The following is an 8,937-nucleotide window of genomic DNA, read 5'->3' on the forward strand; positions in this document are numbered from 1 at the left end:
ACGACGCCCAATTCAAGTGATTCAGATCACATGAAGTGGAACGACCGCCCAGGACAGCGGCGGCAGCGTCACCGACACCTCGTCCCCCTCGACCCGCACCCCGTCCAGCGGCCGCATCCCGACCGCCTCCGGCGCGGCCTCGTTGTTGGTGGTGTGCCGGTCCTGGCCCGGCCCGGTGGCCAGCACCTCGGCCCGGCCGGGCCGCAGCTCCCCGAAACCGTGCAGCGCGATCCGCACCTCGGCCGGCTCGGTGAGGTCGCGGTTGGCCAGGAACAGCGCGAGCGTCCCGCCGTCCGGGTCCCAGGTGCCCGCCGAGTCGACCACCGGGGCGTCGCCGAGCCGGCCCGCGTCGTAGTGGTCGCCCCGGGCGCGGACGTCGAGGATCTGCCCGCGGGCGTGCTCACGCATCACCCGGAACGGGTGCGCCACGGTCTGCGTCCAGGCGGCCCCGCCGGGCTCGCTGCGCACCATCCCGATCACGTTGACCAGCTGCGCCTGGCAGGCGATCCGCACCCGCTCGCCGTGCCGGAGTAGCGCGTGCAGCATCGTCCCGACGACGACGGCGTCGGTCACCGAGTACTCGTCCTCGATCACCCGCGGGGCGACGGCCCAGTCGTCGGTCTGCTGGTGGATGCCGCCGGAGCGGTGCCGGCTCTGGTACCAGACGTTCCACTCGTCGAACGAGACGTGGATCCGCCGCCGGTGTCGCCCGCGGGCCCGCACGGCGTCCGCGGTGGCCACCACGGACCGGATGTAGGAGTCCATGTCGACGGCCTTCGCCAGGAACTCGCCGGGATCGTCGGTCTCCTCGTAGTAGGTGTGCGCGGAGATGTAGTCGACCTGGTCGTAGGCCAGCTCCAGGACGGTGCGCTCCCAGTCGCCGAAGGTCGGCATCGAGCTGTGCGAGCTCCCGCAGGCGACCAGCTCGATCGACGGGTCGACCAGGCGCATCGCCCGCCCGGCCTCGGCGGCGAGCCGGCCGTACTCGGCGGCCGTCTTGTGCCCGACCTGCCAGGGGCCGTCCATCTCGTTGCCCAGGCACCACAGCCGGATGCCGAACGGGTCGTCGTCGCCGTTCTTGCGCCGCAGGTCCGACCAGGCGGTGCCGCCCGGGTGGTTGGCGTACTCGACCAGGTCGAGCGCCTCCTGCACGCCGCGGGTGCCCAGGTTGACGGCCATCATCGGCTCGGCGCCGGCGGCCCGCGTCCAGTGCACGAACTCGTGCAGCCCGAACTCGTTGGTCTCGATCGTCCGCCAGGCCAGGTCGAGGCGCCGCGGACGGTCGGCGACCGGCCCGATCCCGTCCCGCCAGTCGTGCCCGGAGACGTAGTTGCCGCCCGGGTAGCGCACCACGGTCGGGCCGATCTCGCGGACCCGGTCGAGGACGTCGCCGCGGAACCCGCGCTCGTCGGCCGTCGGGTGCCCGGGCTCGAAGATCCCGGTGTAGACGCCCCGGCCCATGTGCTCTACGAACGAGCCGAACAGCCGGGGCGGGACCTCGCCCGCGGTGAAGTCGGCGCCGACGGAGAGGTGCGCGCGTGCCATGGAGTTCCTTTCGTAGGACTGGTGGGGACGGACTCGTGGTCACCGGCCGCCGAGGCCGGTCGTGGCGATGCCCTGGACGATCTGGCGCTGGAAGAACAGGAACGCGACCACCAGCGGGAGCCCGGCGAGCACGGCGCCCGCCATCACCTGCGCGTAGCGGACCCCGAACGAGCTCTGCACCTGCACCAGCCCGACCGGCAACGTCATCAGCGAGGGATCGGACAGGATGATGAAAGGCCAGAGGAAGTTGTTCCAGCACTGGATGAACACGAAGATCGCGACCGCGGCGAGGATCGGCCGGGACAGCGGCAGCACGATCGTCAGGAAGATCCGCAGCGGGCCGGCGCCGTCGATCCGGGCGGCCTCCTCCAGCTCGTGCGGGATGGCGTCGAAGAACTTCTTCAAGATGAACACCATCGCCGGTACGACGATCTGCGGCAGGATCACGCCGAGATAGGTGTCGGCGAGCCCGACGGCCAGCATCTGCTCGTAGAGCGGGACGATCAGGATCTGCGAGGGCACCATCACCCCGGCGACGGTGATCGCGAACAGCGTCCGCCGGCCGCGGAAGTGGGTGCGCGAGAACCCGTAGGCGGCCGCCGCGGACAGCGCCAGCGTCAGCAGCGTGACGGCGACGGCGACGATCGTGCTGTTGACGAACCAGCGGGTGAGGTCGCCGACCGACAGCACCTCGACGTAGGCCTGCGCGGTGAACCCGGAGTCGGGGATCACCTGCGGCGGGACGGTCGTCGTCTCGCCCTCGTGCTTGAGCGAGGTGAGCACCGCCCAGACCAGCGGGGCCGCCCAGATGACGGTGAGCGCGCCGAGCGCCGAGTAGATCGTGGCGCTGACCAGCGGGTTGCGCCGGATCCGGCGGCGTCCGGGTGCCGGGTGCGACGTCGTCGCGGGCGGTTCGAGGGTGGCGGTCATGCGGACCTCCTCCGGCCGGCGAGCCAGGCGTGCGCGAGTGCGATCACCAGGATGAGCAGGAAGAACACGTAGGAGATCGCGGAGGCGTAGCCGAGCCGGTACCCGACGAAGCCGGTGTCGTAGACGTACTGCAGGACCGGGGTGACCGAGCCCTCCGGCCCGCCGTCGCCGACGAACAGGATGTAGGCCTGGTCGAACAGCTTCAGCGAGGCCAGCAGCTGCAGCACGATCACCAGGCCGGTGGTCGGCGCGATCAGCGGGATGACGATGGAGCGGATGGTCCGCCAGCGACCGGCGCCGTCGGTGGCGGCGGCCTCCAGCACGTCCGGCGGGATGGCCTGCAGGGCGGCCAGGTAGAGCAGGAAGTTGAACCCGACCGTCCACCACACGGTCAGCAGCACCACCGACCACAGCGCCACCGACGGGTCGCTGGTCCAGCCGACCGGTTGCATGCCGACCAGGCCGAGCAGCCCGTTGAGCAGGCCGACGTCGTTCTGGAACAACCAGTTCCAGATCAGTGCCACGGTGGCGACCGGCATCAGGTACGGGGCGAAGAAGGCCAGCCGCCAGAACCACTGGCCGCGCGCGCCGGAGTGCACCAGCAGTGCCATGACCAGCGCGATCAGCACCAGCGGGATGGTCGAACCGATGGTGAACACCAGCGTCGTCCAGAGGCTGGACCACACCAGTGGATCGGCGAACAACCGGGTGTAGTTGTCCAGGCCGACGAACGCGGAGCCGGACCGGACCAGGCTGGTGTCGTGGAAGCTCATCCACAGCCCGCGGGTCAGCGGCCAGATCACGAACGCCGCGTAGCTGAGCATGAACGGCAGCACGAACCAGATCCCGGGCGGGATCCGGCGGTGGCGGGAGACGGCCGCCGGGGCCCCGGTGGGCCCGGCCGGTGCGGGCGTGCGGACCTCGCTCGGCGCGCTCACAGCGGGGACTCCAGCCGCAGCTGCTCGTCCAGCCAGGCGGTCAGGTCGTCGGCGCCCCGTTCGGGGGCGAGCCCGCCGCCGGCGACGGCCTGCAGGGTCTGCGCGGCCCGGTTCATCATCGTCGACCCCGATCCGGAGTAGTAGGCGACCGGATCGAACTCGACGTCGTCGACCACGTCGCGGTAGCGCGACTGCGGCTGCATCGCGAGGTACTCGGGGCTCTCGGCGACCGCGGCGAGCGCCGGGACGTGCCCGCCCTCGGCCCAGGAAACGCTGTCGTCGAGCATCGAGACCGCCAGGTCGTAGGCGACCGACCGGACCGCAGGATCGACCGAGTCCTGCCGCGGGACGACGAAGCAGTGGCTGTCCGCCCGGACGATGGCCCGGTCGCCGAAGACGGCCGGGAAGCGGGTCATCGAGAACGGGATGCCCGCCGTCTCCGCGGACGTGTACTCCCACGGACCGGTCACCAGGAACCCGGACTGGGCGCTGGCGAACGTCGCGACCGCGGCGTCCGAGTCGAGCGTGGGGGAGGCGACCGTGCCGTCGCAGAAGGACTGCAGGTAGCCCATCGCCGTGACCATCGCGTCCCGGTCGACCCGGGCCGGTCCGCCGTCGGGCAGGTCCATCCGGCCGCCCGCCTGGTTGTACAGCGACCAGAACAGCATCCACGGCTCGTTCGTGCCGGTCGCGGCGAACGCGATCCCGATCGCGCCGGTGACCTCGGCGGCCCGGCGGCCGGCGTCGAGCAGGGTGTCCCGGCCGTGCAGCGGGCGCAGCTCGCCCGCGGCGTCGAGCAGGCCGGCCCGGTCGCAGATCTCGGTGTTGTAGTAGAGGACCATCGGGTGCGTGTCGAGCGGGAGCCCGACCAGCTCCCCGTCGACGGCGAGCCGCTCGGTGATCGCCGGCGGGAAGTCGTCGAGCCGGACGCCGCGGGCCTCCAGCTCGGCCAGGTCCCAGGGTTCGAGCAGGTCGCGGCCGAAGGTCACCAGACGCGAGGTGTGCAGCGTGGCCAGGTCCGGGGCGCGGCCGCCGGCGCAGGCCATCGCGAGTTTCGTGTAGTACGGCGCCCCCCACTCCAGGGTGGTGGCGCGGACCTCGATCCGCGGGTGGTCGGCGCGGAACCGGTCGACCAGGCCGACCATCCGTTCGCCGTCGCCGCCGCCGAAGAAGTTCCAGTAGGCGAGGGTGAGATCGGGGGAGGGGGCGGTCGAGCATCCGGTGAGCAGCGCACCCGCGGTGAGGCCGGCCGCGCCCAGGAAGCCGCGCCTGCTCAGCGCCGGGGAGCTCATCCGGTGACGCCGGTCGGCCTGTGCGGCCCGGCCCGCCCCGACGGGGGTCGTCGCTCGGTCGGTCGGACACGTGATCGGTCCATCGGATCTCCCGTGACTCGAGGCTGCCCTGGCTCGAGGTGCCGCGCAGCGCCGGTGCTGCCGATGCGAGCGCAGTATGTTTGCGCTCACATTTTCGGATGGTGCCTGCTCGGATCAGGATGGTCAAGGCAGGGAGAGTCGGTCGACCGTCGTGTGTTTGCCTGGTTGACCGTCACAGAGCAGTGTCCCCGCGCAGGTCCGCAATGATGTTAGCGATCACATTCCGGCTACCGATTTCGAGCTTGCCCTCAACCCGGCTCCAGCTCGTAGCGTCCTGTGTCATGACGATTCGGAAGATCCTCGACGAGCACGCGGCCGACGAGGTGCTGTGGTTCGGCACCGTCACCCCGTCCGGCCGCCCGACGACCCGCCCGGTGTGGTTCGTCCACCACGACGGGGAGCTGCTGCTGTTCAGCGAACCCGGTGCCGCGAAGGTCCGGCACCTGGCCGGCAACCCGCACGTGGTGGTGACCTTCCCGAGCGACCCGGCGGCGGCGCACGTCCGCGTGGTGTCGGGGACGGCCGTCGTCGAGCACGGGCTGCCGTCGGCGTTCCCCGGTTACCTGGCCAAGTACGAGCGGCACTACGACGCGGTCGGCTACGACCGGGACCGTTTCGACGCGACGTTCGACGCGCTCGTCCGGATCACCCCGGAGCGCACCTGGGGCTGGTGAGGGGCCGGCGCTGTCGGTGCCCGGTGCCACCATCGGCGGCATGACGACCGATGGACGTGCGGTTCCGCCGATGCAGGCCGGCGAGCAGGCCACCCTGGACGGCTGGCTCGACTTCTACCGGGCGACTCTGGTCGGGAAGTGCACCGGGCCGGGCGACGACCTGGTGCGTGCGGCGCCGCTTCCGCCGTCGTCGCTGACCCTGCTCGGGCTGGTGCGGCACCTGGCCGCGGTCGAGCGCAACTGGTTCCGCATCGTGCTCGCCGGTGAGGAGGTGCCCCCGTTGTTCCATCCCGACCCGGAGACGGGCCATGACGGTGGGTTCGAGCTCGACGGGGCCGGCCTCGCCGAGGCGCTGGCGCTGTGGGAGGACGAGGTGCGGCGGGCCCGCGCCGCCCGTGCGGCCGCCGGACCGGACGGGGTGGGCTCGCTCGCCGGCCGGCCGGTGTCCGTGCGCTGGATCGTCGTCCACATGATCGGCGAGTACGCGCGGCACTGCGGCCACGCGGACCTGATCCGGGAACAGCTCGACGGCCGCGCCGGGGTGTGAGCCGGGCCGGTCACCCGAACCCACGGAACACCCGGTCGGGCCGCAGCTGTGCCTGGTCGGCGTACGCGGCGAAGTCCACGGCGCGCAGCGACACGTCGTTCTGCACGCTCCACAGCTGCGCCGCGGCGACCCGCAGGGTCCGGCCGGGCTCGTCGCGCAGGTCCGCGGCGACCAGCGGGAAGCCGTGGTCGGTCAGGGTGTGCTCGTCCACCACGAACAGCAGCGGATGCCGCTCGCCGATCCCGTCCTCGAGTGCGAATGCCACCACCCGGTCCACCGGCCAGTCGCCGAACAGGTCCTCGGTGACGACGTCGAACGCGGCCGGCGCCGTGTCCTCGACCGGATCGACCGGCGCGATGATCCCGAGCAGCTCGTTCCACGGTCCCTCGCCGCTGTCGGACGCCGTCCGGACCAGCGGGCACCGACGCGTCGCGGGGAACTCCACCCGGCCATCCTCCCGTGCCAGGCTGGCGGGGTGAGCAGTGCACCCAGTGTCGACGGCCGCCGGTTCGCGGGGATCAGCAACTCCGCCGACGGCGAGGTCGGGCAGGCCACCGTGTTCAGCTACCACGAGGCGGACGGCCTGGTCTGGGCCGAGTACGCCGGCGGCGCGGTGCGGCTGGGGCGGCTGGTCGGCACCCGGGACGGCGACCTGCTGCGGTTCCGCTACGTGCACGTCGCGGTCGACGGCGAGTCGAGCTCCGGCCGGTGCGAGGCGCGGCTCGAGGTGCTCGCGGACGGGCGGCTGCGGTCGCACGAGGACTGGTGCTGGGAGTCGCGGCCGGGCGCGGGGGCGAGCGTGGTGGAGGAGATCCCGGCCGGGTGACTCAGTCCTCCCGGCGCCGGGCCCGGAACGCGGCGGCCTTGACCCGGTTCTGGCAGGCCGTCGAGCAGAACCGGCGGGTGCCGTTGCGCGACACGTCGATGAAGACGCGATCACAGGCCGGGGCGGAGCACACCCCGAGCCGGTCGTGCGCCGGGTTCCCCAGGACGACCGCCAGTGCCGTCGCCATCGACGCCGCCCAGCTGCGGGCCCAGCCCGCGTCGACCGCGTGGAAGTGCAGGTGCCAGGGCCGGTCGCCGTGCCGGGCGAGCACCGGCACCGCGCCGGTCTCGGTGAGCAGCGCGTTCACCGTGGCCGCGGCGGAGTCGAGATCGCCACGCTCGACGTCGGCGAACACCGTGTACATCCGGCCGGCCCAGCCGCGCAGCAGCGCCATCTCCGCGGCCGGGGGGCGGTCGTCGAACCAGTGGTCCTCGCGCGGGACGAGGGCGGCCTCCACCCCCGGCCCGTCGTCGCCGGGATGGGGGCGGCCGCGGGCCTCGCCCGGGGTCAGCAGGTTCACCACGGCGACGGCAGCGGCGAGCACATCGCTGGTGTGACTGTCGAAGTCCACTTGACCAGTTACTCCTCGATCCTTACCGTCGTCACTGGCGAACAGGATAACGACAGTGATGGAGTGGCATCATGGCAGTGGCCCGGGACGTCGCGGTGGAGTGGATCGACCGGTGGGACGCCCAGCAGGAGGGGTACGTGCCGGACCGCGAGGAGCGGTTCGCGGTGCTGGCCGACCTCGTCGAGCACGCGGTGCGGGAGGTGGCCGAGCCGGTCGTCGTCGATCTCGGGTGCGGCCCGGGCTCGCTCGCGGCGCGGATCGCCGAGCGGGTGCCGCGCGCGCTGATCGTCGGGGTGGACGCCGATCCGCTGCTGGTCGAGCTGGCCCGCGGCCGGTACGGCGACCTGGCGCGCTGGTCGGTCGCCGATCTCGCGACCGACGGCTGGGCGGCCACGCTGCCCGGCCCGGTACACGCCGCCGTCTCCACCACCGCGCTGCACTGGATGCTCCCCGAGCAGCTCGCCGGGCTCTACCGGACGGTCGCCGCGCACACCGCCCCCGGCGGGTTGCTGGCCAACGGTGACCACCTGGCCGTCGCCGACGGTCTCGACGGTCTCGCCGGTGCCGTCGCCGCCGGGCGGGCCCGCCGGTCCGGCGTGACCGGGCGGGAGGGCTGGACCGACTGGTGGGACGCGCTGCTCGGCGATCCCCGGCTCGCCGGGCTGACCGACGGGCGGGCGCGGGCACGGTCCGCGGTGCAGGACGCGGCGGGCGAGTCCGAGCACCACGACGGCAGCAACCGGCTCTCCGCCGCCGACCACGTCCGCCTCCTGCTGGACGCCGGCTACAGCGGTGCGGGCGTCGTCTGGCAGCACGGTGACGACACGGTCGTCGCGGGGGTGCGGTGAACCGGCCTCCCCCGCGGGCGGCCGTTCGCGGGGCGGGGTGCGCGCCGGGCGGCACAGCGCCCGCGGCCGCCCGGCACAATTCGCGCGAACATCAGGGTGAACCCTGAGTTGGGCCCCTCCGGACCGGGCATCCTGGAAGCATGCTGCGGCTGATCCTGAACGTCATCTGGCTGGTGCTCTCGGGCTTCTGGCTGTTCCTGGGCTACATGGCCGCCGGCATCGTGGCCTGCGTGCTGATCGTGACGATCCCGTTCGGCATCGCGTCGTTCCGGATCGGTTTCTACGCGCTGTGGCCGTTCGGCCGGGACGTGGTGCGCCGCCCGTCCGCCGGAGTGGCCTCGATGATCGGCAACGTGCTGTGGATCCTGCTGTTCGGCTGGTGGCTGGTGCTGGGGCACATCGCCACCGCGCTGGCGCTCGCGGTGACGATCATCGGCCTGCCGCTGGCCTGGGCGAACCTGAAGCTGATCCCGGTGTCGCTGTTCCCGATGGGCTCGCAGATCGTCGACACCGACGCCTACGTGCCCGGTTCGCGCGTCGCGGCCTGATCCCGCCGCACCGCGCCGCATCCCGCCGCGCCGCGCCGCATCCCGCCGCGCCGCGCCGCATCCCGCCGCGCCGCGCCGCATCCCGCCGCGCCGCGCCGCATCCCGCCGCGCCGCGCCGCATCCCGCCGCGCCGCGCC

The 8,937-nt window shown here is 72.7% G+C and carries 11 protein-coding genes; 5 read left to right on the top strand and 6 right to left on the bottom strand.

Annotated features, from left to right (window positions below):
- Positions 1-21: 21 nt before the first annotated feature.
- From arfA to ABD160_RS19155, 4 genes are read right to left on the bottom strand one after another with little or no spacing between them, the layout of a single operon-like run.
- A complete protein-coding gene (gene arfA, locus ABD160_RS19140) occupies positions 22-1,545 on the bottom strand; it encodes an arabinosylfuranosidase ArfA (RefSeq protein WP_344024338.1) in 1,524 nt (507 codons plus the stop codon).
- Between the two features lie 39 nt (positions 1,546-1,584).
- Complete coding sequence (locus ABD160_RS19145) at positions 1,585-2,475, bottom strand: carbohydrate ABC transporter permease (RefSeq protein WP_344024340.1); 891 nt, start codon at positions 2,473-2,475, stop codon at positions 1,585-1,587.
- Positions 2,472-3,413 carry a carbohydrate ABC transporter permease gene (locus ABD160_RS19150; RefSeq protein ID WP_344024342.1) on the bottom strand — a complete coding sequence of 314 codons (942 nt, stop codon included), beginning with the start codon at positions 3,411-3,413 and terminating at the stop codon, positions 2,472-2,474. The genes ABD160_RS19145 and ABD160_RS19150 overlap by 4 nt, the downstream gene beginning before the upstream one ends.
- The gene (locus tag ABD160_RS19155) at positions 3,410-4,705 is read right to left on the bottom strand and encodes an extracellular solute-binding protein (RefSeq protein WP_344024344.1); all 1,296 of its coding nucleotides are present in this window, start codon (positions 4,703-4,705) and stop codon (positions 3,410-3,412) included. Before ABD160_RS19155 ends, ABD160_RS19150 begins: the two co-directional genes overlap by 4 nt.
- Positions 4,706-5,067: 362 nt before the next feature.
- Between ABD160_RS19155 and ABD160_RS19160 the strand changes: the two genes are divergently transcribed.
- Complete coding sequence (locus tag ABD160_RS19160; RefSeq protein WP_344024346.1) at positions 5,068-5,460, top strand: pyridoxamine 5'-phosphate oxidase family protein; 393 nt, start codon at positions 5,068-5,070, stop codon at positions 5,458-5,460.
- Between the two features lie 40 nt (positions 5,461-5,500).
- A complete protein-coding gene (locus tag ABD160_RS19165; RefSeq protein ID WP_344024348.1) occupies positions 5,501-6,007 on the top strand; it encodes a DinB family protein in 507 nt (168 codons plus the stop codon).
- Positions 6,008-6,017: 10 nt separating this feature from the next.
- Here ABD160_RS19165 and ABD160_RS19170 read toward each other — a convergent pair whose 3' ends face one another.
- Positions 6,018-6,452, bottom strand: a complete 435-nt coding sequence (locus ABD160_RS19170) for a DUF6924 domain-containing protein (protein ID WP_344024350.1) — start codon at positions 6,450-6,452, stop codon at positions 6,018-6,020.
- A 30-nt stretch (positions 6,453-6,482) separates the two neighbouring features.
- On the opposite strand from ABD160_RS19170, the gene ABD160_RS19175 reads away from it, so the two are divergent.
- Positions 6,483-6,833: an avidin-fold protein gene (locus ABD160_RS19175; RefSeq protein ID WP_344024352.1), complete on the top strand. Its 351-nt coding sequence runs from the start codon at positions 6,483-6,485 to the stop codon at positions 6,831-6,833.
- Position 6,834: 1 nt separating this feature from the next.
- Here ABD160_RS19175 and ABD160_RS19180 read toward each other — a convergent pair whose 3' ends face one another.
- Entirely contained in the window at positions 6,835-7,404 is a 570-nt protein-coding gene (locus tag ABD160_RS19180) for a CGNR zinc finger domain-containing protein (protein WP_344024354.1), read from the bottom strand.
- A gap of 71 nt (positions 7,405-7,475) precedes the next feature.
- Here ABD160_RS19180 and ABD160_RS19185 point away from each other — a divergent pair, with 71 nt between their 5' ends.
- Together ABD160_RS19185 and ABD160_RS19190 are read left to right on the top strand one after the other, a co-directional pair.
- The gene (locus ABD160_RS19185; protein ID WP_344024356.1) at positions 7,476-8,252 is read left to right on the top strand and encodes a class I SAM-dependent methyltransferase; all 777 of its coding nucleotides are present in this window, start codon (positions 7,476-7,478) and stop codon (positions 8,250-8,252) included.
- Between the two features lie 143 nt (positions 8,253-8,395).
- Positions 8,396-8,800, top strand: coding sequence for a YccF domain-containing protein (locus tag ABD160_RS19190; protein ID WP_344024383.1), 405 nt, complete (start codon positions 8,396-8,398; stop codon positions 8,798-8,800).
- Positions 8,801-8,937 lie beyond the last annotated feature (137 nt).

Source organism: Pseudonocardia kongjuensis (assembly GCF_039526905.1).
Classification (GTDB): domain Bacteria; phylum Actinomycetota; class Actinomycetes; order Mycobacteriales; family Pseudonocardiaceae; genus Pseudonocardia; species Pseudonocardia kongjuensis.

Coding starts and splice junctions, on each gene's coding strand:
- ABD160_RS19145 (WP_344024340.1), bottom strand. CDS start 2,475: ATGACCGCCACCCTCGAACCGCCCGCGACGACGTCGCACCCGGCACCC.
- ABD160_RS19165 (WP_344024348.1), top strand. CDS start 5,501: ATGACGACCGATGGACGTGCGGTTCCGCCGATGCAGGCCGGCGAGCAG.
- ABD160_RS19185 (WP_344024356.1), top strand. CDS start 7,476: ATGGCAGTGGCCCGGGACGTCGCGGTGGAGTGGATCGACCGGTGGGAC.
- arfA (WP_344024338.1), bottom strand. CDS start 1,545: ATGGCACGCGCGCACCTCTCCGTCGGCGCCGACTTCACCGCGGGCGAG.
- ABD160_RS19160 (WP_344024346.1), top strand. CDS start 5,068: ATGACGATTCGGAAGATCCTCGACGAGCACGCGGCCGACGAGGTGCTG.
- ABD160_RS19155 (WP_344024344.1), bottom strand. CDS start 4,705: ATGAGCTCCCCGGCGCTGAGCAGGCGCGGCTTCCTGGGCGCGGCCGGC.